25 protein-coding genes and 1 pseudogene are annotated in these 19474 nt (G+C 67.8%); 8 read left to right on the top strand and 18 right to left on the bottom strand.

Features of this window, described 5'->3' with window-relative positions:
* Positions 1–6: 6 nt before the first annotated feature.
* Both mnmH and ILP92_RS11895 read right to left on the bottom strand, forming a co-directional pair.
* Entirely contained in the window at positions 7–1044 is a 1038-nt protein-coding gene (mnmH, locus tag ILP92_RS11900; RefSeq protein ID WP_198916617.1) for a tRNA 2-selenouridine(34) synthase MnmH, read from the bottom strand.
* Positions 1045–1053: 9 nt separating this feature from the next.
* Positions 1054–1932, bottom strand: a complete 879-nt coding sequence (locus ILP92_RS11895) for an NAD(P)/FAD-dependent oxidoreductase (protein WP_198916616.1) — start codon at positions 1930–1932, stop codon at positions 1054–1056.
* 96 nt (positions 1933–2028) lie between these two features.
* Here ILP92_RS11895 and ILP92_RS11890 point away from each other — a divergent pair, with 96 nt between their 5' ends.
* On the top strand, positions 2029–2838 hold the full coding sequence (locus tag ILP92_RS11890; RefSeq protein WP_198916615.1) for a lytic murein transglycosylase: 810 nt from the start codon (positions 2029–2031) through the stop codon (positions 2836–2838).
* Here ILP92_RS11890 and ILP92_RS11885 read toward each other — a convergent pair.
* From ILP92_RS11885 to ILP92_RS11875, 3 genes are all read right to left on the bottom strand, one after another.
* Positions 2835–3884 (bottom strand): diguanylate cyclase domain-containing protein, encoded by a 1050-nt coding sequence (locus ILP92_RS11885; protein WP_198916614.1) that lies wholly within the window; start codon positions 3882–3884, stop codon positions 2835–2837. The genes ILP92_RS11890 and ILP92_RS11885 overlap by 4 nt on opposite strands.
* Positions 3884–4486, bottom strand: coding sequence for a heme NO-binding domain-containing protein (locus tag ILP92_RS11880; RefSeq protein WP_198916613.1), 603 nt, complete (start codon positions 4484–4486; stop codon positions 3884–3886). Before ILP92_RS11880 ends, ILP92_RS11885 begins: the two co-directional genes overlap by 1 nt.
* A gap of 152 nt (positions 4487–4638) precedes the next feature.
* The gene (locus ILP92_RS11875) at positions 4639–4935 is read right to left on the bottom strand and encodes a DUF3572 domain-containing protein (protein WP_198916612.1); all 297 of its coding nucleotides are present in this window, start codon (positions 4933–4935) and stop codon (positions 4639–4641) included.
* 91 nt (positions 4936–5026) lie between these two features.
* Here ILP92_RS11875 and ILP92_RS11870 point away from each other — a divergent pair, with 91 nt between their 5' ends.
* The 3 genes from ILP92_RS11870 to ILP92_RS11860 all read left to right on the top strand — a co-directional run bounded on the left by ILP92_RS11870 (position 5027) and on the right by ILP92_RS11860 (position 7639).
* The gene (locus ILP92_RS11870) at positions 5027–6481 is read left to right on the top strand and encodes a diguanylate cyclase (protein WP_198916611.1); all 1455 of its coding nucleotides are present in this window, start codon (positions 5027–5029) and stop codon (positions 6479–6481) included.
* 97 nt (positions 6482–6578) lie between these two features.
* Positions 6579–6962, top strand: coding sequence for a DUF983 domain-containing protein (locus ILP92_RS11865; protein ID WP_198916610.1), 384 nt, complete (start codon positions 6579–6581; stop codon positions 6960–6962).
* Complete coding sequence (locus ILP92_RS11860; RefSeq protein WP_198916609.1) at positions 6935–7639, top strand: NUDIX hydrolase; 705 nt, start codon at positions 6935–6937, stop codon at positions 7637–7639. Before ILP92_RS11865 ends, ILP92_RS11860 begins: the two co-directional genes overlap by 28 nt.
* Here the strand turns inward: ILP92_RS11860 and ILP92_RS11855 are convergent.
* The 7 genes and pseudogenes from ILP92_RS11855 to ILP92_RS11825 all read right to left on the bottom strand — a co-directional run bounded on the left by ILP92_RS11855 (position 7627) and on the right by ILP92_RS11825 (position 13165).
* Complete coding sequence (locus ILP92_RS11855) at positions 7627–8535, bottom strand: EamA family transporter (RefSeq protein WP_368667879.1); 909 nt, start codon at positions 8533–8535, stop codon at positions 7627–7629. The genes ILP92_RS11860 and ILP92_RS11855 overlap by 13 nt on opposite strands.
* Complete coding sequence (locus ILP92_RS11850; RefSeq protein WP_198916608.1) at positions 8532–9968, bottom strand: carnitine 3-dehydrogenase; 1437 nt, start codon at positions 9966–9968, stop codon at positions 8532–8534. The genes ILP92_RS11855 and ILP92_RS11850 overlap by 4 nt, the downstream gene beginning before the upstream one ends.
* Positions 9965–10513, bottom strand: a complete 549-nt coding sequence (locus ILP92_RS11845) for a lipocalin family protein (protein WP_198916607.1) — start codon at positions 10511–10513, stop codon at positions 9965–9967. The genes ILP92_RS11850 and ILP92_RS11845 overlap by 4 nt, the downstream gene beginning before the upstream one ends.
* A complete protein-coding gene (locus ILP92_RS11840) occupies positions 10498–11013 on the bottom strand; it encodes a hypothetical protein (protein ID WP_198916606.1) in 516 nt (171 codons plus the stop codon). The genes ILP92_RS11845 and ILP92_RS11840 overlap by 16 nt, the downstream gene beginning before the upstream one ends.
* Positions 11010–11633, bottom strand: a complete 624-nt coding sequence (locus tag ILP92_RS11835) for a GDSL-type esterase/lipase family protein (RefSeq protein ID WP_198916605.1) — start codon at positions 11631–11633, stop codon at positions 11010–11012. The genes ILP92_RS11840 and ILP92_RS11835 overlap by 4 nt, the downstream gene beginning before the upstream one ends.
* Positions 11630–12069 (bottom strand): annotated as a pseudogene (locus ILP92_RS11830) (3-keto-5-aminohexanoate cleavage protein). Before ILP92_RS11830 ends, ILP92_RS11835 begins: the two are co-directional and overlap by 4 nt.
* 55 nt (positions 12070–12124) lie before the next feature.
* Positions 12125–13165: an aldo/keto reductase gene (locus ILP92_RS11825; protein WP_198916604.1), complete on the bottom strand. Its 1041-nt coding sequence runs from the start codon at positions 13163–13165 to the stop codon at positions 12125–12127.
* Positions 13166–13268: 103 nt separating this feature from the next.
* Here ILP92_RS11825 and ILP92_RS11820 point away from each other — a divergent pair, with 103 nt between their 5' ends.
* The 3 genes from ILP92_RS11820 to ILP92_RS11810 all read left to right on the top strand — a co-directional run bounded on the left by ILP92_RS11820 (position 13269) and on the right by ILP92_RS11810 (position 15587).
* Entirely contained in the window at positions 13269–13877 is a 609-nt protein-coding gene (locus tag ILP92_RS11820; RefSeq protein ID WP_198916603.1) for an ImuA family protein, read from the top strand.
* An 83-nt stretch (positions 13878–13960) separates the two neighbouring features.
* Positions 13961–14803 carry a methylated-DNA--[protein]-cysteine S-methyltransferase gene (locus ILP92_RS11815; protein WP_198916602.1) on the top strand — a complete coding sequence of 281 codons (843 nt, stop codon included), beginning with the start codon at positions 13961–13963 and terminating at the stop codon, positions 14801–14803.
* Positions 14804–14933: 130 nt separating this feature from the next.
* Positions 14934–15587: a YiaD family glycine zipper/OmpA-like lipoprotein gene (locus tag ILP92_RS11810; protein WP_198916601.1), complete on the top strand. Its 654-nt coding sequence runs from the start codon at positions 14934–14936 to the stop codon at positions 15585–15587.
* A gap of 104 nt (positions 15588–15691) precedes the next feature.
* Here the strand turns inward: ILP92_RS11810 and ILP92_RS11805 are convergent, their stop codons facing one another.
* From ILP92_RS11805 to ILP92_RS11785, 5 genes are all read right to left on the bottom strand, one after another.
* A complete protein-coding gene (locus ILP92_RS11805; protein ID WP_198916600.1) occupies positions 15692–16255 on the bottom strand; it encodes a F0F1 ATP synthase subunit B in 564 nt (187 codons plus the stop codon).
* Complete coding sequence (locus tag ILP92_RS11800; RefSeq protein ID WP_198916599.1) at positions 16255–16806, bottom strand: F0F1 ATP synthase subunit B'; 552 nt, start codon at positions 16804–16806, stop codon at positions 16255–16257. Before ILP92_RS11800 ends, ILP92_RS11805 begins: the two co-directional genes overlap by 1 nt.
* 80 nt (positions 16807–16886) lie before the next feature.
* Entirely contained in the window at positions 16887–17123 is a 237-nt protein-coding gene (locus tag ILP92_RS11795; RefSeq protein WP_133395829.1) for a F0F1 ATP synthase subunit C, read from the bottom strand.
* 58 nt (positions 17124–17181) lie between these two features.
* Complete coding sequence (locus tag ILP92_RS11790; protein WP_198916598.1) at positions 17182–17937, bottom strand: F0F1 ATP synthase subunit A; 756 nt, start codon at positions 17935–17937, stop codon at positions 17182–17184.
* A gap of 2 nt (positions 17938–17939) precedes the next feature.
* Positions 17940–18266: an AtpZ/AtpI family protein gene (locus tag ILP92_RS11785; RefSeq protein ID WP_368667878.1), complete on the bottom strand. Its 327-nt coding sequence runs from the start codon at positions 18264–18266 to the stop codon at positions 17940–17942.
* Positions 18267–18466: 200 nt separating this feature from the next.
* On the opposite strand from ILP92_RS11785, the gene ILP92_RS11780 reads away from it, so the two are divergent.
* Positions 18467–18814: an ArsR/SmtB family transcription factor gene (locus ILP92_RS11780; RefSeq protein ID WP_198916597.1), complete on the top strand. Its 348-nt coding sequence runs from the start codon at positions 18467–18469 to the stop codon at positions 18812–18814.
* 221 nt (positions 18815–19035) lie between these two features.
* Here the strand turns inward: ILP92_RS11780 and ILP92_RS11775 are convergent, their stop codons facing one another.
* Complete coding sequence (locus tag ILP92_RS11775; protein WP_198916596.1) at positions 19036–19362, bottom strand: hypothetical protein; 327 nt, start codon at positions 19360–19362, stop codon at positions 19036–19038.
* Positions 19363–19474: the final 112 nt, after the last annotated feature.

The raw sequence follows: 19474 nt of genomic DNA, 5'->3' as shown, positions 1-19474 counted from the left end.
CCCGCTCTAGAGCTTCGCCAGCTCGTCCATGATCCGGTCGGCCAGCGCCGCCAGCCCGTCCGCATCCAGAACCGGCGTGCGCAGCGTGACATCGGCCGCGCCCGCCTGCCGTGCGTATCGCGGATCGTAGTGATGCGTCATCAGCTCTGACGCCAGCGCCACGCCGTCGCGCGCTTCGGCCAGCGCCCGCCAGACCGCCACGCGCGCGTGGCCCTGCAGGGGGATCAGGGCTTCCAGCGTCTGGTCAAGGCGCGCGGGATCTGCCCCGATCTCGGCGTAGGTCCCTTGCAGGTAGGCCGCGCGCGCGGCCAATGGCGCCTCGATCCGGATCCGTGGCGCGTCGCCCATCGCGGCCCACAGCGACGGCGGCACGATGCGCTGACCGACCTTGCTGCTCTCGGCCTCAACCAGCACGGGGCGGTCGGGATCGAGCGCCATGACCTGCGCCGCCAGCCGCGATTCGAACCCCTTCTGCGACGGCTGCTCGCCCATCGCGCCGAAGAGCGAGCCGCGATGATTGGCCAGACCCTCCAGGTCGATGACCTGGCCGCCGCGCTTGGCCACGAGATGCAAAAGCTCGGTCTTCGCGGTGCCAGTGTAGCCGTCCAGCAGCACCACGCGCGCCGGTAAGGGCCGGTCATAGAGCTGCGCCTTCACCAGCCCACGGTAGCTGCGATAGCCGCCCGTCAGCACCGACACGCGCCAGCCGATCTGCCCCAGGATCCCCGCGAAACTGTTCGACCGCTGCCCGCCGCGCCAGCAATAGACCAGCGGACGCCAGCCGCCGTCATGGCCTGCAAGTGGTCCATCGATATGGGCCGCGGCGTTGCGCGCCACCAGCGCGGCCCCGATCTTGCGCGCAAGGAAAGGGCTTTGCTGGACGTAGATCGTGCCCACGCGCGCCCGCTCGGCATCGCTGAGCACGGGCAGATTGATGGCGCCGGGGACGTGATCCTCGGCGAATTCGGCGGGCGAGCGCACGTCGATCACGGTATCGACGGGCGCATCGCGCAGGGCCTGAAGGCTGTCGGGGGCGAATTCCATGGGCGGCTTTTAGCCGACCTGATCCGCGGCGGACAGGGTGCGCGATGCGATCTCGCGCGCCATCGCGCGGCCGCTGGCGAAGGCGTGTCCCGCATCGGGCCCGAGCGCCCAGTCGCCGCCCGCCAGCACGCCATCGCCGCAATCCAGGAACGGCGCGCCCAGGGGACGGGCCACGCGGGCATAGCGCCAGCGATGCGCGTCCAGGTGGATCGGCGCCTCGACCTGTCCCAGCGCCCGCACCAGCGAGGTCAGAAGCTCGGCCGCGATATCTGCCTTGGTGCGTTCCAGGTTGGCGCGGCTCCACTCCGCGCGGGCATGGGCGATCCATCGGAAGCCCGGACCGCGCTGGAGCAGGATCTTGTCGAGCGGAGCGACCGGATCGGGATCCTCGGCACCGGCCCCGTCCCACGCCGCAAGGACCGTCCAGACCGGATCCATGACGACCTGGGCAAGCGCGTCCTGCCCCGTCAGATCAAGCGCTTGCGGCGCGGGAACGGCGACGATCACCGCGTCGAAAGGGCCGTGGCGCGCGTCGGTCTCGTCGACCAACACGCGTTTCTCGATCCGCACGATCCGGCAGCCGGGCACGTGGATCGCGCCCGCAAGCCATGGCTTCAGCAAACCGCTCATCCCGGGAAGGCCGCGCCAGCCGTCGCCGTGACGCTCGGCACTGGCCAACCCGTCCATCGCCTCTGCGAAGCCTGCGCCATCGCCTTGCACCAGCGGGGCACCGTGATCGAACGCGCCCACGTCGCTGCGGCGCGTGGCAAGCCTGCCGCCCACACCGCGGCTCTTGTCGAAAACCGTCACCTCGGCGCCCGCATCCAGCAAGTGGCGCGCCGCGGTCAGACCGGCCATCCCGGCCCCGATGATTGCAATCCTCGTCATACCGCATGACCTAGCCCGCGGCCTCAGCGCGCACACCCTTGGCCTGCGCCCGCGCACGTTGTAGCTTGTCGCGAATTACCATTTGGGGATGTAGAGATGAGACCGATTTTCAAGATTACCGCCCTTGTCGCCAGCTTGGCCGCGCTGCCCGGCCTTGCACACGCGGCGCAATGCGGCAACTCGGCGGGCGGCTACGAGGCCTGGAAGACCGCTTTCGGCCAGGAAGCCGCGCGCGCGGGCGTGGGTCAGCGCGGATTGCAGGCGCTGGCCGCGACAAGCTACGCGCAGTCTACGATCAACGCGGATCGCAACCAGAAAAGCTTCAAATACTCGCTCGACAAGTTCATGCAGGTGCGCGGCGCGCCCACGATCGTTAGCCAGGGGCGCCAGCGCCGCGCGCAGAACCCCGGCTTCTACGCCACGCTCGAGCGGCAATACGGCGTGCCCGCGGGCGTCATCCTGGCGATCCACGGGATGGAGACCGGCTTTGGCCGCTTCATGGGCGACAGCAACGTGGTGTCGTCGATCGCCACGCTGGCCTATGATTGCCGCCGCTCGGGCTTCTTCACGCCGCACGCTCTGGCCGCGCTGAAGCTGGTCGATCGCGGCGCGCTGTCGGCCAATACGCGCGGTGCGAAACATGGCGAGGTCGGGCACACCCAGTTCCTGCCCGGCAACGTGCTGCAATACGGCGTCGATGCCGACGGAAATGGCCGCGTCGATCTGACGAACGTGACCGATGCTCTGGCCTCGACCGCGAATTTCCTGCGCCAGAAGGGCTGGCGTCCGGGACAGGGCTATCAGCAGGGGCAGCCGAACTTCCGCGTGATCCAGGAATGGAACGCGGCAACCGTGTACCAGCAGGCGATCGCCATCATGGCATCGCAGATCGACGGCGGCTCCTAGGGCCGCGCGGCGGCGTCATCCGAGCGCGACAGTGCGGGGCGGTCATCGTTTCCCGCGCTGTCCTGCAGGGTGTCAGGCGCGGCGATGCGATACTGCCCGCGCCCTGCCCGCTTCGCCGTGTAAAGCGCTGCATCGGCATCGGCCATCATCCGGTCCACGTCCGGGGACGAATAGTGGGTCGAGATGGCGGTGCCGAGGCTGGCCGAGATCGTACAGGTCTTGCCTTCGAAATTCACCGGCTGCTCGAGGCTCGAGATGATCCGCCCGGCGATGATATTCAGCGTGTTGGGATCGGTGAGACCGCGGAAGAGCACCACGAATTCGTCGCCCCCCACCCGCGCGACCGTATCCGTCTGGCGGGTGGCATCCCGCAACCGGGTCGCCGCGACCGTCAGGACGTAATCGCCGGCCGCGTGGCCCAGCGTGTCGTTCACCTTCTTGAAGAAATCAAGATCCACATGGGTCAGCGAAAAGGGCTCGCCGCTTTCGACCAGGCGGTCGAGCACCCGGTCCAGCGCGCGCCGGTTGCTCAGACCCGTCAGCATGTCGGTGAAGGCCTGGGTTTCGGCCTGGCATTTGGCGCCCTGCAACCGGTCGATCAGGCGCCTGCTTGCGGCCATGGCCGCGTTGTTCGCCTCGATCAGGTACAGGATATCGACCGTTGGATCGGTGGGGCTGAAATCCCGGCGCGTCAGCGGCGCCCCGCCCAGGTCGCGCAATTCCGACAGGTCCAGCGCCAGGTCGATGATCCCACCGGCACCTTGTTCCATGGGTTGAACGATGCCGCGCAGGCGCACCCGTCGGCCCGCACGAAAATTCAGCCGCAGACGCTGTCCGGCGACGCTGAGCAGCGTCTGCAGAGTGTCGATGCCCGAGGGGCGCGTCCATTGGAAGGCATCGAGGACAGGCTGCCCGACGATCTTTCGCTTGCCCGCCAACCGCGCAAGTCCCGGTCCAAGATGGCGGACGATGCCCCTGTCGTCGAACCGCAGGTGCATGGGAAGCAGCGTATCGAGCGCGCCCGCACCCAGCTTCACCCCTGACATCAATGCACCTCGCCGGTCAGTTCGAACCGGTTCCCGGCGGCGAACTTGGTGGACAGAAGCGTCACTTCGATCCGCGGCGAGGTATCGGCGTCGTCGAGCGGATCCATCAGTTGCGCCATGGCCAGCGCACCGTAATCGTCCGCCATCGCGCGCAAGCAGCCCAGCGCGATGTATTCCATCCCCGATCCGACCTCCTCGCAGCGCAGGATATACCGCGCACCGTCGCCCGCACCGCTGATCACATGGATCTGGGGCAGGACGAGATCGGGCACCGCCAGGCGGGCGCGATCGGCCAAATCGTCCAGCGACAGCAGGAAATCGATCAGATCCGCGCCGCCGAACCGCAGAAGGCGCCGGATGCGCCAGGTGTTGGGATGGGTGACAAGGTAGGTTCCCAGATCTTCCAGCAGCACCTCGCGCGGCTTGGACAACTGGTCACAGGTGGCCTGGAGCACCGAGAAGCTGAGATCGTCGTCATAGGTCAGCATGGCCTCGAACTCGTCGAATTCGAGCTCGGCGCGCGCCACGACATCTGTCCAGACCTCGGGGCCATAGACGTCCTGTACGAAATTCTGCAGCGATCGGTTTATCAGGCCGTGCATTGAGAAACCTCCCACGAAGTGCGAAAAGCCCTAGCACGCGGCGCGTTAAGATTTCGTTGCGCAGCTCAGCAGGCGCGGCCTGCACATCCGTCGGCGCGACCGAATCCTCCAGTGCGGCAAGTCCGACCGATCCCTGCGCCGTCGATCCGATGTCAGGTCCAGTGCACTTGCGCGCCGCCCGGAAGGGCCGCCCGGGCCGAGGCGGGGGCCTCGTATGGCAAGTCACGCGCGTCGCAAAAGCCGGTGATCCAAGCATCGTTCATCAGCAGGAAATCAAGGATCGCTGCCAGGAAATCGGGATCGTCAAGCCGGTCCCGCAGATGGTCGCGGCCCACGCCGCTGGCCCCCATGAAGGCGTCGAGCAGATCGTCCGTGGACGCGATCCAGCCAAGCGCGTCGATGGCCAGCGTTTCGGCCGCGTCCCTCGAATAGGCGGTGTTCCGCTTCATTTAAAATTTCCATAGAAACGATAAGACTTTGTTAATCCTCTTGGCCGAGGTTAAATTCGACCAAGATGCTTAACCTTCCCGAAAGGTCCGGATGCCACGCCGAATCCTCATTGTCGATGCCACGGCCACCAATCGGATCGCGCTGAAAGCGATGCTGGGGGTTGCAGGATACGAAACCCGGGCCGTGTCGCAAGGACAAGAGGGGCTCGAGGCGCTGGCCAGCCAGACCGTCGACGCCATCGTCGTGGATGTCACCCTGCCCGACATGCGCGCGTCCGATTTCTGCGCGCACGCCCGCGCGGTCCTGGGCGACGCGGCGCCGCCCATCCTGATGATGATCGAAAACGGCACGCCCGAGGCGCGCCTGGACGCGCTGCGCGCCGGTGCCACCGCCCTCGTCAGCCGCCCGGTGCAGCGCCCCTGGCTTCTGACGCATCTGCGCGCGCTGTTGCGCGCCTCGGAGACGCGGGCCGAGTTGCGGCGCCGTTCGATGACGGCCGCCCGGATCGGCTTCGCCGAGGATCAAGCCAGTTTCGCCACCCAAGCGCGGGTGGCGATCGTGTCCTCCGACCCGTTGCGGGCCCGCCAGACGGCCCGCAGGATCCGATCGCTGTCCGCGCACAAGTTCGAGGTCCTGACGCCCATGGGGGCGCTGATGGCCACCGACGATCCGGATCGCGCGCCCGAGGTCTTCATGCTGTGCTGCGGTGCGGACGCGGAAGACAACCTGACCCTGCTGTCCGAGCTGCGCACCCGCCGCGACACGAAGCGCGCAGGCATCGTGGTCGAATACACGTCCCGCGCCCGCGAATACGGGGCCCGCGCGCTGGACCAGGGTGCCAGCGACCTGGTGCGCGACGATGCCTTGCCGGACGAGGTCTTGCTGCATCTCGACAGGCAATTGCACCTGAAGCGTCAAGCCGATGCGTTGCGCGCGTCGGTCGAAGCCGGGCTGGCAATGGCGGCGCACGATTCGCTGACGGGACTTTTCAACCGCCGCTACGCCATGCGCTATCTCGAGGATCTGGCCCGCCAGGCGCGCGAGACCGGCCGCCCCTACGGACTTCTGGTCCTGGACGTGGATCATTTCAAGGCGATCAACGACGCCCGCGGCCACGCGGCCGGAGACATGGTCCTGACCCAGATCGCGCGCCGCCTGAGCGACAGCATCCGCGACGGCGATCTTCTGGCGCGCATCGGCGGCGAGGAATTCCTGGTGGCCCTGCCCAGCAGCTCGGATGCCGACGCGCTTGCCGCGGCCGAGCGGTTGCGCCGCGCCGTCTCGGCGGCGCCTGTCCCGGCTCCGGACGGCTCGGCCTTGCCGATCACTGTCTCGGTGGGTGCCGCCTGCGGGTCCGCGGCGCCCGAACGGATGCTGGCGCTGGCCGACGCGGCGCTCTACCGCGCGAAGGATGCCGGGCGCAATTGCGTGATCGCGGCCGACCCGGTGAGAGCCCCGAAGACCGAACGCGCCGCCGCCGCGATGCCGGGCGAAGCGCCGCTGCGCGACACGTCCGGCCCGACCTCTGGCCGTGTGGCGCATTAACGCTAGTTTGCGACATCCCGCCGCAAGGACACTCCGTCCCCTATCGCGCGCGACCGTCCCAAGGTAGACCAAGCCTGTCTAGCCAGCGGGACAGACCATGTTCGACGATACCAGTAACTCCCACGAGACCGAGCGCCACCTGCGCCCTGCCCTGGCGCGCGGCTTTCGGCGCAAATGCCCCCATTGCGGCGCGGGTCCCTTGCTGAAGGGATATCTGAAGCTGCGCACCCAATGCTCCGTCTGCGGCGAAGACCTGTCCTACGCGCGCGCCGACGACGCGCCCGCGTACCTGACGATCCTGATCGTGGGCCACCTGATGGCGCCCTTCCTGCACTGGGGATTCGTGCATTACCGCCCCGAGCCCATCGTGCTGGCGGCGGTCTTCTGCACGGCCTGCGTGGGTCTGTCGCTGTATCTGCTGCCGCGCATCAAGGGCATGGTCGTCGGGTTCCAATGGGCGCGGCGGATGCACGGGTTTTGAACGAAACGCCGGTTCGCGACGCCGCCAGCGTCGTCCTGATCCGCGATCCCGGGGGCGACCCGAAAGTCCTGATGGGCCAGCGCGGCCGCAAGGCGGTCTTCATGCCCAACAAGTTCGTCTTCCCCGGCGGCCGGGTCGATCCGACCGATGCCGGGCAGCCCGTCGCGGGCGAATTGCACGCCGCCTGTCGCGCCCGCATGGCGCAACCGGGCGCCCCCGACCCCCACACGCTAGCCGCCGCCGCCATCCGCGAGCTTTGGGAAGAAACCGGCCAGATCCTGGGCGCGCCCGGTTACTGGCCCGACGCCCCGCCCGATTGGCGCGCTTTCGCGCGGCGCGGCCTGCGCCCCGATCCGTCGCCGCTGCGCTTCGTCTTTCGCGCCGTGACGCCCCCCGGCCCGCCCCGCCGCTTCGATGCGCGGTTCTTCCTGGCCGATGCCGCGCGGCTGGTCACCGATCCCGACGATTTCACGGACGCGTCCGACGAGCTGCGCCACCTGCAATGGGTGCCCGTCGCCGAGGCACGCGCGCTCGATCTGCCCTTCGTCACCCGCGCCGTTCTGGCCCAGGTGGCCGCCCGCCTGCCCGACCTGACGCCGCCCGACGAGGTTCCGCATTTTCGCGACGGGGACGAGGCCCGCGCCAAGGCCCGGCTTGAGCAGGGCTACACCACCTGAACCAGGAACAGGATCGACACGGTCAGCACCGCGATGCCCCAGAGCTCGCGCGCGGTGATCCGCTCGCCCAGCAAAAGCGCCGTGGCGGCGATGGAAAACAACACTTCGACCTGGCCCAAGGCCTTGACGTAGGCCGCGTTTTGCAGCGCGAAGGCTGTGAACCAGCAGTAGGATCCGATCAGCGACGTGATCCCCACCAGCGCCGCGACGCGCCACGCGCGGAAGACGCGGGCCAGTTCACCGGGCTCCCGCAGCCACAGCCAAAGCCCCAGCGCCAGCGACTGCCACGCCGTCACGCAAGCCAGCGTCACGGCCGAGCGCAGCAGCACCGGTCCTTCCAGCGACAGCGTTGCCCCACGGTAGAGCACCGACGAGAACGCGAAGAACAGCCCCGAGGTCAGGCCGAAAACCGTCGCCGGAGAGCGCAGGGCGGCCCACGAAAACGCGGCCTCGCCCTTCTGCGACAGGATCAAAACCGCCACGACGCCCAAGGCTATGGCGATCCAGGCCGCGGGCGTCACGTATTCGCCCAGGATCAGGATGCCGACGAAGGCGGTCAGCACCGCTTCGGACTTCTTGAACGCGATTCCCACCGCGAAATTCCTGAGCGAAAACATCCGGATGACGCAGGCCGTCGCAAGGATCTGGGCGATCCCGCCCGGCAGCGCATAGGCCCAGAATGGCGCAGGTGTGGACGGGATGGCATGCCCGAAGACCAGCCCGGCCGCGATGGTGGCCAGCGCGATGATCGGGAACGAGAACATGAAGCGCGAAAAGGTGGCCCCGCCCACCGATAGCCCCGTGCGGTTCAACTGGCGCTGCAACAGGAACCGGAGGGTCTGCGCACCAGCGGCGACGAAAACGAAGGCGATCCAGGCGCCGGGCCAGGCTGTCACGGACGCTGACCGACCGCGCGCCCCGCGCCCTCGGGATATGGCAGGCCGCGATGCCCTTCCGCCAGGCGCGCCATCCCGCTGGCCAAGGCCCCCGTCGGCGGCGCGGGTCGACGGGTTTCCAGCGACACGTGCAGCAGGAAGTGCTCGCCGGTGGCCAGCAGACGGTCGCCTTCGAGCATGCGCTGGAAGACATGCAGCTTCGCGCCCTCGGATTGCAGCGCCTGCGTTTCGATCCGGAAGCGGTGGCCCGCGTGGATTTCCGAGACGTGGCGGATATGCGTCTCGGCGGTGAAGAACGACCTGCCCGCGGCGATATAGGCGTCGTCGCAGCCGATGAACTCCATCAGCCGCTCGGTGGCGTCGGCGAAGGCCAGCAGGTAGCGCGATTCGGTCATGTGGCCGTTGAAATCGGTCCAGTCCAGCGGCACCACCCGGTCGGCGGTGACGATGGGCCGGGACCAGTCGATCGGCGGCGCGCCCCGGCTATTCTCGTGTTCTTTCAGATGCTTGCCCACGCCCCAATCGGCATGGCGCAGCGCGCGCAGGATGCCCACAAGGTTGTCGTCCCGCGTCTCTTCCAGCTCGGCGACCGTGCGCCCGCCCGCCTGGGCATCCGATAGCGCGCCGATCCGGGTGGCCAGCGCGTCGTCCATTTCCGGCACGTCCGTCAGCCGCGACCAGGGCCAGGCGAGCGCGGGGGCGAACTGCTTCAGGAAATCGGTCATCCCGCCGGTGCCACCCGCCATGCGGTAGGTCTCGAACAGGCCCATCTGGGCCCACCGCAGACCGAAGCCGTGGGTGATGGCGCGGTCGATTTGCTCGGTCGTGGCGATGCCGTCGCGCACCAGCCAAAGCGCCTCGCGCCAGATCGATTCGAGCAGGCGGTCGGCCACGTGCGCGTCGATTTCGGTGGTCAGGTGCAGCGGGTCCATGCCGATCTCGCGCAGGATCTCGGCGGCGCGGGTGGCGAAGGGGCCGTCTTCGGTGACCAGCTCCACCAGCGGCAGCAGGTAGACGGGATTGAATGGGTGCGCGACCACGATGCGGTCGGGATTCCGCGCGCCGTCGCGCAGCTGCGACGGCCGAAAGCCCGAGGTCGAAGACGCGATGATCGCGCTTGGCGCGGCGTGTTCTTCGATCCGGGCGATAAGGCCCTGTTTCAGCTTCAGATCCTCGGGCGCGCTTTCCTGTATCCACTCGGCGCCCTGCAACGCCTGCGCCATGTCGTCGTGCAGCGTCACGCGCCCTTCGTCGCCGAGCGCGCGATCGTAAAGGCCGGGCAGCGCGCGCCGCGCCCGCGCCATCACGGCGTCGAGCGCCTCGCGCGCGTCGGGTGACGGATCGAACACCGCCACGTCCCAGCCCATCAGCGCAAAGCGCGCCGCCCAGCCGCCGCCGATGACGCCGCCGCCGACGATGGCCGCGCGGCTCATGGCGCGACCTGCGGCGTCATCTGCAATTCCGCCAGGTCATAGCCGTTGAAGAGCAGGATCTCTTTCGCAGCCTCCAGCCGGTCGTCCGGGATCTGCGGATCCCGGTTCAGGATCCAGCCCGCCCGGCCCGACGGCACGCCGACGACGGCGGTGCGGTAGCCTTCGTCCACCCACAGCACCCAATAGGGCGCGGTCAGGAACGGCACGGTGTCGAAACTGACCGCCAGCCGCCCCGGCCCCGCCAGGCGCGCCTCGCCCGCGATACTTTGCAGCTTGCCGTCGCGCAGGCACGAATTGCGCACGTCCAACACGCCCGGCGAGCGCGGCGTATAGACGGCTTGGGTCTGGGTGCAGCCCTGCTGGAACGGCACCGGATAGGACGCGATCTCGTACCAGCGGCCCGCGTATTCCGCGGGATCGAACAGCGCGATCGAGCTCATGTTGACGGCCGTGTCGCGGTAGCTGGCGGCGGGGATCAGCGGATTTTCGGATGAGCAACCCGAGATGGAGAATGCCACGAGGGCTGCGGTCAGAAGTTTCTGCATTGTGTGGACCTTGTCCCGGATCTGTTCAGGATTTCGTGGCACCCCATCAGCGGCGTGATCGGCGCGCAGGTGCGCGATTTCGCAAGGCATGCGCCCTCGCAATCGTCGGACGAGCGGCAGAACTTGTTCGCGTCGCGCGGGGTCTGGTAGCAGACGTAGCCCACCTCGCCTGCCCGGGCCCAGCGACCGCCATCGGCCACGCATTTCAGCTGCGCGGGCGAGGCGGGGGGCTCTGGCGGTTGGATCTGCACGGGCGCGTCGGGTTCGGACGCGGCCGTGGGCTCTGTGTCGTCTTCCAACGACGCGTCCACGTCGGCAGCGTCGTCTTGCGACAGCGCGTCCACCTCGGCCGCTTCGGCATCCTGGGGGACCGGCACCTCCAGGTCGTCCGGCGCGGCCCTCACCGTCAGGGTGACCGGGTCGTCCGCGTCGTCGCCGCCGCCGCCCGGCAGGCACGCGGCCAGCAGCAATGCGGCCAGCAGCGGCAGAAGGCCCTTCATGCCAGCCCCCGGATCACGGGCGTCAGCGCGCGGGCCAGCGCCGCGTGGGCGGGCGGGCGCAGATGCACGCCATCCTCGGGATCGACGCTGACCACGCCGCCCGCGTCGAAGAACGCGCAGCCCTCTTCGGCGGCGACGCGGCCCATATGCGCGGCCAACCCCGCCCCGCGGGCCTGGGCGTCATGGTAGAAGTCGACATATAGTCCCGCGGCCACGGGCGGCGGCGGCGCGATCAGCAAGCGGGTGGCGCCGGGCATGTGAACGGTCACCTCGCGCAGCATCCGCCGCGCGTTATCGGCCACGTCGAGCGCGCGCATCCCGTATTTTGACTGCAGATCGTTCGTCCCGAGCATGATCGCCACGATGTCGATGGGCGCGTGGCTGAGCAAGGCCGCGGGCAGCACGCGCAGCCCGTTGCGCCACTCGCCGTGGCCGGGATCGTCGAGCGCGATGGTGCGGCCCGGCAAGGCCTCGACCGTCACCTTCCACCCCTGCCCCAGCGCGGCCGCCAGTTGTCCGGGCCAGCGCGTCGCGTCGTCCATGCGGGGCAGATCGCCCCACGCGCTGCGCGGCAAAGAGCCGTGGGAATTGCTGTCGCCATAGACTAGCAGATGCGTCATGCCATTTCCTGTTTCTTCAGACCGAGTTTGGCGCGAACCGCGTCAGCGTCGATGACCCGCGCGCCCAGCCGCTCGACGATGCCGACGGCGCGTTCGACCAGCTGCGCGTTGGTGGCCAGCACGCCCCGCTCCAGCATCAAGTTGTCTTCGAGACCCACGCGCACGTTGCCGCCCGCCAGCACCGCCGCCGCAACGTAAGCCATCTGGTGCCGCCCCAGCCCGAAGGCCGAAAACGTCCAGCCCGTGGGCACCGCGTTCACCATGGCCAGGAAGGTGTGTGGCAATGCACGATCGCCGCGCCCGCCTTCGCGGCGTTGATGGCGGCATCGGCGATGGCCTTGGGCGAGCGGGGCACGTGGGGGCTGCGATCTTGGGTGCTGCCCGCGCCGGTCACGGCACAGGTGATGAAAACCTCGCGGGACATCTCGAGCGGCATGGGGATCCTTCCGTTGCCCGCTCAGATGGCCCTAATCGGCCGGGCGGTGCAAGGCTCAGAAGGGCATGGGATGGGCACGGTGGGCGGCGTCGATGGCTTCCAGCACCTCCGGCCCAAGGACCAGGTCCTGGCCGGACAGAATACGCTCCAACTGGTCCATATCCGTCGCGCCGAAGATCGGGATGGTGTTCCACGGCCGCTGGCGGGTCCACGCCAGGGACATCTGCACCGGGTCCATGCCGTGAGCGCGCGCGATGTCCAGATACGCCGGGACCGCATCGAAGACCCGGTCGGTCTTGCGCCCGCCCAAGGTGCCGTTGATCGCCATGCGCGAGCCGTCCGGCATCGCGCCGCCCTGGTACTTGCCGGTCAGAAGCCCCGCCGCCAGCGGCGAAAAGGCCAGCAGCGTCACGTCCTCGTGGTGGCTCATCTCGGCCAGGTCGCTGTCGTACTGGCGGCAGAGCAGCGAGTATTCGTTCTGCATCGTCGCCACGCGCGGCCCATCCCGTCTTGCGGCGGCGTCCAGCCACTGCATCGTGCCCCAGACGCTGTCGTTGGACAGTCCGAAGGCGCGGATCTTGCCCTCGGTCGCCAGGTCGGCCAGCGCGCCCATGGTGTCATCGACGTTCTGACGCATGGCATCCGTATCCTGCCCGGTCGGATCGAACTTCCATATCTGGCGAAAGTGGAAGGATCCGCGATTGGGCCAGTGCAGCTGGTAAAGGTCCACGTGATCGGTGCGCAGGCGGCGCAGCGATCCCTCCAGCGCGTCGCGCAGGGTCGCACCGCTGATGGGCGCACCATCGCGCACGTTGCCGGAGGGGCCGGTGCACTTGGTGGCCAGCACGACGTCGTTCCGCCGCCCCGTCCGCGCGATCCAGTCGCCGATGATCGTTTCGGTGTTGCCGACCGTTTCGGACCGGACCGGGTTGACCGGATACATCTCGGCGGTGTCGATGAAGTCGATGCCCGCGTCCAGCGCCCGGTCGATCTGCCCATGCGCGCCAACCGCGTCGGTCTGCGTGCCCCAGGTCATCGAGCCAAGGCACCAGCCCGACACTTCGATCCCCGTGCGTCCCAATTTCGTGCGATCCATGGCCCTGCCCCTTGTTGCTTGTCCAAGGGGTAACGCGCCGCCGCGGCGATAGGAACCCAAACCAACACTTGAGAACATTGACGGAACATTGCATCATGATCCCATGAACGCCCTGCCCGCCCACCTGCTGACCCGCGGCCCCCACCGCCCCGATGCCGCGCCCGGCGTGGCCATCGCCGGCGATCTGCGGCTGGCGCTGGGACGGGTGCACGAGCTTTGCGGCCTGTCGCGCCGAATGCTGGCGCTGGCCATCGCGGCGCGGATGACCGGCCCGGTCTTCTGGATCGCGCCTGCCCGCGCGAATGTGGCGCCCAATCCCGACGGATTCGCGGCCTGGCTGGATCCCGGTCGGCTGGTCTATGTCCATGTGGGCCACGACCGCGACGTGCTGTGGTGCGCCGAGGAAACGCTGCGCAGCGGCGCCGTGCCGCTGATGATCGCCGATCTGCCGGGCCCGCCGTCGCTGACCGCCGTGCGCCGGATGCATCTTGCGGCCGAGGCGGGCGCCGCCCAGGCGGGCGCGCCGCCGCTGGGCCTGCTGATGACGCCCGAGGGCGGCGCGCCGGGGGTCGAGACGCGGTGGAAGATGACGCCCGATTTCACCGACGGGCCCGCCTGGCTTCTGGACCGGCAGCGCGCCCGCACCGCGCCGCCGCTGGTGCGCCGCCTGTCCGCGGCCTGCCTGCTGGGCAACGCGCCGCTGGCGAGCTGAGCGCCAGGCGCGTTTCGCGCAATATCCGGGTCGCGCGGGGGGCGGCGTTCGGCGTATCCATCGCCCACAGACAGGAGCCCGCCATGGACCACCCGGAACAGACCTATTACTGGCCGCTCATGCGCCGCGCGATCGAGTTGATCGACAGTGACGATGGCCGCGACCTGACCTTGCCCGAGATCGCGACCGAAATGAACCTGAGCCCCGAGCATTTCCAGCGCCTGTTCAGCCGCTGGGTCGGCGTCAGCCCCAAGCGGTTCCAGCAATTCCTGACGCTCGGCCATGCCAAGCGACTTCTGGACGCGCGGTTCACGACGCTTGCCACCGCAGACGCCGTGGGGCTGTCGGGCGCGGGTCGGCTGCACGACCTGTTCGTGCGGTGGGAAGCCATGAGCCCCGGCGAATACGCACGCAAGGGCGACGGGCTGACAATCACCTACGGCTTCGGTGACGGTCCGTTCGGGCGGATGCTCGGGATGGCGACCGAACGCGGGCTTTGCGGGCTTGCCTTCACCCAGGAAACCGGCGACGCCGCCGCGCTCGACGACATGCGGTCCCGCTGGCCCGCCGCGGCGTTCAACCGGGACGACGACGCGCTCGCCCCCCACCTGCAAGCCGCCATCACGCCCGGCGCGCAGAACCGACTGCACCTCATCGGCGCGCCCTTCCAGATCAAGGTGTGGGAGGCCCTGCTGAACATCCCCTCGGGCCACGTCACCACCTACGGCGAAATCGCGCAGGCCATCGGCAACCCCAAGGCCGTCCGCGCGGTGGGCACGGCGGTGGGCCGCAATCCGATCTCGTGGCTCATCCCCTGCCACCGGGCGGTGCGCGCGTCGGGGGGCTTGGGCGGCTACCATTGGGGATTGCCGGTCAAACGCGTGATGCTGGCCCACGAGGCGGCGGCGACCGGTTTCGACGGCTGATCTGCCCGGTCACGCGAAAGTTTCGGGCAAGAAAGCGCCGACGTGGCGAAACGATGTGCATTGCCCGGTGCGCACCCTATAGTGCGCGCCAAGATGTGCACATCTTTTCGAATATCCAAGTGAGGACACCATGAGCTTATTGAAAACGCCGCTTCTGTTGGCATCCGCCAGCCTTCTGGCACTGGGCGCCTGCGTCAACCAGACCACGGGAGAGCGTAGCAACGCCACCACCGGTGCGCTGATCGGCGCGGGCGTGGGCGCGCTGGCCGGGGCTACGCGCGAATCCGAAGACCGCCTGAAGAACGCCGCCGTCGGCGCCGTAATCGGCGCGGGCACCGGCGGTGTCGTCGGCACCTTCCTGGACCGCCAGGCCGCCGACCTGCGCAACGGCTTCGCCAACGGCGAGATCGACGTGATCAACACCGGCAACGAGCTGATCGTGCGGATGCCGCAGGATATCCTGTTCGCCACCGACAGCGCGTCGGTTAGCGGCGGCCTGGTGGGCGATCTGCGGGTTCTGGCCGCCAGCCTCAACCGCTATCCGTCGTCGCTGGTCGAAGTGCAGGGCCACACCGACAACACCGGATCGGCCGCCTACAACCAGGAACTGTCCGAGCGTCGCGCCCGGGCCGTCACGTCGATCCTGCTGCAAAACGGCGTGGCCTCGGGTCGCCTGTCCTCCGTCGGCTACGGCGAATCGCAGCCCATCGCGTCGAATGCCACCCCCGACGGCCGTGCCCAGAACCGCCGGGTGCAGATCGTCATCCGCCCGATCAACCAGTAGGGCGGCGCGGGCGCGCATGTCGCGCCCGCCCCTTTCGGAAACACGAAAAAAGGCCCGGACAATTCCTTGTCCGGGCCTTTTCTTGTCTGGCGATAAAGGGTCCGTCAGTGCAGCTTGGCGTCCACCGTCTTGATGGCGTCGTCGATCAGCGCGTCCTGCTTCGCGCCGTCGATCTTCTGGCTCAGCACGTCGCGCGCCGCAGAAATGGCGACCGCCACGGCCCGGTTGCGCACATTGCGCACCGCGTCTTCCTCGGCGCTGGCGATCTGCTCCTTGGCCCCCTGGATCCGCCGCTCGAGCGTCGCTTCCAGGTCCTTCTTCGCCTTCTCGGCATTGGCCTTCGCATCTTCCTTCGCGGCCGCGACGATGCGGTCGGCCTGGTTCTGCACGTCCTTCTGCTTGCGCTCGTAGGAGGCCAGCAGCGACTGCGCTTCCTCGCGCAGGGCGCGCGCTTCGGCCAGGTCGTCGCGAATGCCCTGGGCCCGCTTGTCGAGCAGCCCCACGAGCATGGTCGGCACGCGGTAATAGACCAGCACGCCGATGAAGATCAAAAAGCCCAGAAGCACCACGAAGTCGGTGTTGTTCAGGCTGATGAACGGCGTGCCTTCTGCCGCCGCAAGGGCGGGCATGGGCAGCGCCAGGGCCGCGGTGAGTGTCAGACGATGCATCACGCACTCTCCTTCAGGCGCTGGTCGACGGCCTGATCGATGCGGTCCTGCTCGGCCTCGAAGCCCATCGCGGCGACGACGGATTGCGCGGTCGCCTTGGCGACCTCTTCGACCGACGCCGTTGCGTTGGCGCGGATTTCATCGATGCGCTTTTCGGACTCGGCCTGCTGGGCGGCAATCTCGGCTTCCGCCTTCGCTTGCTTCTTGTCCAGCTCTTCCTGCATCTCGGCCTTCGTTTCCTCGGCGATGCGATTCGCCTCGGCCCGGGCATCCGCCAGCGCCTTCTCGTAGGCTTTCTCGGCCTCGGCGGCCTTGTGCTTCAGCTCTTCGGCGGCCGCGATGTCGTTGGTGATCGTCCCCTGCCGTTCGGCCAGGACGGACGCGATGCGCGGCAGCGCGATGCGCGACAGCACGAAATAGATCGCGGCCAGCGCGACCAGCAGCCAGAAGATCTGGTTCGGGAACGTGTCGAAGTTCAGCTGCGGCATGCCGCTGCCGTCAGCCGACGCATCGCCCGGTGTCAGGACCGCTGTGGTGGGTTCGGTTGCCATCTGTCTGTTCCTCGATGTCCGGTGTCACGACCGGGCGGGCCCCGATGGCCCACCCAGCGTCTGCGGCGTGTCGAGATCGCTCAGACGGCGAACATCAGCAGCAGCGCGACCAGGAACGAGAAGATCCCGAGCGCTTCGGCGAACGCGATGCCGATGAAAAGGGTCGCGGTCTGACCGGCGGCGGCCGACGGGTTGCGCAGCGCGCCCGACAGGAAGTTGCCGGCCACGTGGCCCACACCGATGGCGGCGGCGCCCGAACCGATGGCGGCCAGGCCGGCACCGATGAATTGACCCATGTTTGCGATATCGCCTTCCATAATCATTCTCCTTGGATTGGAAGTTTTCGTCGGGCGCGGGCGATCCCCCGCGATCCCATTAGTGATGCGGATGCAGCGCGTCCTTCAGATAGACGCATGTGAGGATGGTGAAGACGTAGGCCTGGATAAAGGCGACCAGCACTTCGAGCGCGTAGATCGCCGTGATCGCCAGCACCGGCACGAAGGCGAAGATGCCCAGCGCCCCGGCGAAGCCTGCGAACACCTTCAGCACGGCGTGGCCCGCCATGATGTTGCCTGCAAGTCGGATCGAGTGGCTGACCGGCCGCACGAAATACGAGATCAGCTCGATCACCGCCAGGACGGGCCGCAGCGCCAGCGGCGCCGAACTGACCCAGAAGAGGCCCAGGAAAGACGCGCCGTTCTTGACGAAGCCCAGCACCGTGACGCCGATGAAGACGAAGAGCGCCAGCACGGCGGTGACCGCGATGTGCGACGTGGGCGCGAAGGACATGGGCAGCAGCGCCAGGCTGTTGGCCATGACGATGAACATGAACAGCGTCATGATATAGGGGAAGTACTTCAACCCATCCTTGCCGGTCACGTCCTCGGTCATCTTGTGCACGAAGCCGTAGGCAAGCTCGGCCACCGACTGCGCGCGGCTCGGCACCACGCTGCGGCCGCGGCTGCCCAGAACCAGCAAAAGTGCGGTGCAAACCACCGCGATCGCCATCCAGAGCGTGGCATTGGTGACGGTGAACATGCCCACCGGCCCGTCCGAGAACAGGGGCTGGACCACGAACTGGTCCATGGGGTGAATGTTCAGGCCGCTGCCGCCTTCGGTCTCGGTCGCCATGGTCAGTCTTCCTTCGTCTCGGAGGTCGCGCGCTCGGCCTCCGTTCCAATCTCTTTCGCGGTGCGCAGCATCACGTTCACGCCCGCTGCCAGTCCAAGTAGCACGAAGATGACGAGGAACAGCGGCATCGTTCCAAAGGCATAATCCAGCCCGTACCCGATGCCGAAGCCGATCAGCAGACCGGCGGTCAGTTCCGTCACCATGCGCCAGGCCATGTTGGCCATGGAGTAGTGTTCGTCCGAACGGGGCTTGGGCTCTTGCGTCTTGCGCGCCGCGGCCAGCCGCTGTTCCAGCGCCTTCATCCGCTCGCGAGTGACGTCATCGACCACTTGCAGCCCCCTTTCGACGTAGTCTTCCTAAGACCACCCGCCGCTGGCGTCAAGGTCGCAGGAATGACGCGTAACACATTGAATAGTCGATCATAAATTCTGAAATCAGGCGCAGCATGGGCCGCCCTGCGGCCCCGTGATATTCAACCAACACGTTAAGTGACGCTTGACCGGGCCCCGGCGCGATGGCAATCGGCCCCATGTCCGATCCGCTCGATCTTGTCCTCTCCGCACTGGCGGACCCGACGCGGCGGCGGATTCTGTCAATGCTGCTGGAAGACGATATGGCGGTGACGGATGTGGCCGAGCCGTTCGAGATCTCGCTTGCCGCGATATCGAAGCATCTGGCCATCCTCGGCCGGGCGGGCCTGATCGTGCAAGAGCGCCGCGGCCGGGTGGTCTGGTGCAAGTTGCAGCCAGGCGGGCTGCGCGCCGTGTCGGTCTGGATGCAGGGATTCGGCCAGTTCGATGCGATCAATCTGGACGAATTCGAGCGGTTCCTGGCAGCGCAATCGCTGCTTCCGACTGCGGACTCGGACGAGGCCTAGAGCACGAAGCTCACGATGGCGACGACGATGACGACGAGTCCGACGAGATAGATGATCCGGTTCATGACAGTGTCCCTTTTGGCGGTTGTTTATCGTTTCTCGGCCTTAACGTCAGGCGCCGCGCAGGGTTCCTGCGATTCCCAATGGCCGCAAACAAAAAGGGCGCCCGCGGGACGCCCTTTTCGTATTCCTCGCATAGCCCGCGTTGCGGGCGCGACCAATCAGCCGTCGCTGTCGTCGCTGTCGTGATCTTCGACGGCGTCCGTGTCTTCTTCGGTCGTGTCGTTGCTGTCGTTGTCATTGGCCAGCGCGGCAATCGCGGCCAGGGCCAGAACGCCACCGGCGACGGCGGCAGCGGTGCCTGCACCACCAAGACCGGGAGCGGAAGAAGCCGAGCTGGGCGTCGGCGCCAGGGTGACAACGGCGCATTCGGGCGCGTCCGGCGTCTGGTTGCAGTCGACTGCGGGCGCCAGGCTACCGGCGGTAGCGGCTTGCGTGAACAGGACTAAGGCGGTGGCCGTGCCAGCGATGAGCGTCTTCATGGTCATGTTGTCCCCTTAAGGAAAGTGTTCTGCTTGATGACAAATCCCTACTTGCCTGTTTTGCGCGATGCAAGCGCCGTTCCGGGCATTGATGCGGCTACGACACAATTTTGCGGGG

The organism is Palleronia pontilimi (assembly GCF_016412875.1).
GTDB classification, from domain to species: Bacteria; Pseudomonadota; Alphaproteobacteria; order Rhodobacterales; family Rhodobacteraceae; genus Palleronia; species Palleronia pontilimi.
This window is presented reverse-complemented; position numbering and strand designations above follow the sequence as displayed.

What these genes read in the sequence shown, in the direction of transcription:
- ILP92_RS11890 (WP_198916615.1), top strand. Translation starts at nt 2,029, where the DNA reads ATGAGACCGATTTTCAAGATTACCGCCCTTGTCGCCAGCTTGGCCGCG.
- ILP92_RS11800 (WP_198916599.1), bottom strand. Translation starts at nt 16,806, where the DNA reads ATGGCAACCGAACCCACCACAGCGGTCCTGACACCGGGCGATGCGTCG.
- ILP92_RS11820 (WP_198916603.1), top strand. Translation starts at nt 13,269, where the DNA reads ATGAACGCCCTGCCCGCCCACCTGCTGACCCGCGGCCCCCACCGCCCC.
- ILP92_RS11860 (WP_198916609.1), top strand. Translation starts at nt 6,935, where the DNA reads ATGGGCGCGGCGGATGCACGGGTTTTGAACGAAACGCCGGTTCGCGAC.
- ILP92_RS11875 (WP_198916612.1), bottom strand. Translation starts at nt 4,935, where the DNA reads ATGAAGCGGAACACCGCCTATTCGAGGGACGCGGCCGAAACGCTGGCC.
- ILP92_RS11895 (WP_198916616.1), bottom strand. Translation starts at nt 1,932, where the DNA reads ATGACGAGGATTGCAATCATCGGGGCCGGGATGGCCGGTCTGACCGCG.
- ILP92_RS11810 (WP_198916601.1), top strand. Translation starts at nt 14,934, where the DNA reads ATGAGCTTATTGAAAACGCCGCTTCTGTTGGCATCCGCCAGCCTTCTG.
- ILP92_RS11865 (WP_198916610.1), top strand. Translation starts at nt 6,579, where the DNA reads ATGTTCGACGATACCAGTAACTCCCACGAGACCGAGCGCCACCTGCGC.
- mnmH (WP_198916617.1), bottom strand. Translation starts at nt 1,044, where the DNA reads ATGGAATTCGCCCCCGACAGCCTTCAGGCCCTGCGCGATGCGCCCGTC.
- ILP92_RS11825 (WP_198916604.1), bottom strand. Translation starts at nt 13,165, where the DNA reads ATGGATCGCACGAAATTGGGACGCACGGGGATCGAAGTGTCGGGCTGG.
- ILP92_RS11870 (WP_198916611.1), top strand. Translation starts at nt 5,027, where the DNA reads ATGCCACGCCGAATCCTCATTGTCGATGCCACGGCCACCAATCGGATC.
- ILP92_RS11790 (WP_198916598.1), bottom strand. Translation starts at nt 17,937, where the DNA reads ATGGCGACCGAGACCGAAGGCGGCAGCGGCCTGAACATTCACCCCATG.
- ILP92_RS11845 (WP_198916607.1), bottom strand. Translation starts at nt 10,513, where the DNA reads ATGCAGAAACTTCTGACCGCAGCCCTCGTGGCATTCTCCATCTCGGGT.
- ILP92_RS11885 (WP_198916614.1), bottom strand. Translation starts at nt 3,884, where the DNA reads ATGTCAGGGGTGAAGCTGGGTGCGGGCGCGCTCGATACGCTGCTTCCC.
- ILP92_RS11775 (WP_198916596.1), bottom strand. Translation starts at nt 19,362, where the DNA reads ATGACCATGAAGACGCTCATCGCTGGCACGGCCACCGCCTTAGTCCTG.
- ILP92_RS11840 (WP_198916606.1), bottom strand. Translation starts at nt 11,013, where the DNA reads ATGAAGGGCCTTCTGCCGCTGCTGGCCGCATTGCTGCTGGCCGCGTGC.
- ILP92_RS11780 (WP_198916597.1), top strand. Translation starts at nt 18,467, where the DNA reads ATGTCCGATCCGCTCGATCTTGTCCTCTCCGCACTGGCGGACCCGACG.
- ILP92_RS11835 (WP_198916605.1), bottom strand. Translation starts at nt 11,633, where the DNA reads ATGACGCATCTGCTAGTCTATGGCGACAGCAATTCCCACGGCTCTTTG.
- ILP92_RS11805 (WP_198916600.1), bottom strand. Translation starts at nt 16,255, where the DNA reads ATGCATCGTCTGACACTCACCGCGGCCCTGGCGCTGCCCATGCCCGCC.
- ILP92_RS11815 (WP_198916602.1), top strand. Translation starts at nt 13,961, where the DNA reads ATGGACCACCCGGAACAGACCTATTACTGGCCGCTCATGCGCCGCGCG.
- ILP92_RS11850 (WP_198916608.1), bottom strand. Translation starts at nt 9,968, where the DNA reads ATGAGCCGCGCGGCCATCGTCGGCGGCGGCGTCATCGGCGGCGGCTGG.
- ILP92_RS11880 (WP_198916613.1), bottom strand. Translation starts at nt 4,486, where the DNA reads ATGCACGGCCTGATAAACCGATCGCTGCAGAATTTCGTACAGGACGTC.
- ILP92_RS11795 (WP_133395829.1), bottom strand. Translation starts at nt 17,123, where the DNA reads ATGGAAGGCGATATCGCAAACATGGGTCAATTCATCGGTGCCGGCCTG.